This is a genomic window from Psychrobacter sp. JCM 18901, assembly GCF_000586435.1.
GTDB lineage: Bacteria > Pseudomonadota > Gammaproteobacteria > Pseudomonadales > Moraxellaceae > Psychrobacter.
Genome location: NZ_BAWH01000054.1, coordinates 1 through 844 on the forward strand (window position 1 = coordinate 1; position 844 = coordinate 844).

Sequence of the window (844 nt, forward strand, 5' to 3'; positions counted from 1 at the left end):
TAGGGCGTGTCTTCAATTCATCTTACAATGAACGATAGTACACGCCAGATAAAGCATTGACTTAAAATTACGCGCTAACTTCTCATAGCGAGTAGCGATACTACGAAAATGCTTAAGCCTTGCAAACATATTTTCAACAAGATGACGCAGTTTGTACAAATAGCTATCAAACTCTGGATTAGGCTGTTTGGCATTTTTCCTTTTAGGGATGACAGGTATCATATTATGGCTTCGAGCTTTGTCTCTGATACACTCTGAGTCATAGCCTTTATCAGCGATAAAGTAATCTGCCTGTCCAATCATCTCAATCAATTCACCTGCAATTTGACTGTCGTGGACGTCACCCCCAGTGATTTTAAATTGGAGCGGATATCCATCGGCATCACAGGATAGGTGTATCTTTGTAGTTGCTCCGCCACGGCTTTGTCCAATTGCTCGCTCTTCACCACGCCGAGCTCCACTTGCATGCTGATGACAGCGAACATAGCTTCCGTCTGTGAATACCCATTCCGTATCAACTTCTGCTCAAAAGCCAAAAAAAATCCGCCCATAAGCCAGTTTTCGACCAGCGGTTGAAACGACTATAGGCTGTTTTCCACGAACATAATTCTTCAGGTATGTCACGCCAAGGCGCCCCTGTGCGTAGTTTCCACAGTATGGCTTCCATGATCTCTCGGCTGTTTTGAGTTTGATAGCAGCCGTACTTTATCATCGTCGATTGCAATTGATCCCAAAGCGTATCTGTTAATGCTTTTCTTGCCATAACTTGTATTTCTCGCATCGACTCAATAGATGCGGTATTGTAACTATTATTTAGGGCTTATCCAATTGAAGACACGCCCTA

The 844-nt window shown here is 43.4% G+C and carries 1 protein-coding gene; it reads right to left on the bottom strand.

Annotated elements, in window-relative coordinates; genetic code table 11:
* Window positions 1-12: 12 nt before the first annotated feature.
* A protein-coding gene (locus TT11_RS16550; RefSeq protein ID WP_261871200.1) for an IS5 family transposase occupies window positions 13-763 on the bottom strand; the annotation gives its coding sequence in 2 pieces (ribosomal slippage) (window positions 13-526 and window positions 525-763; 753 coding nt in all).
* Between the last annotated feature and the right edge of the window lie 81 nt (window positions 764-844).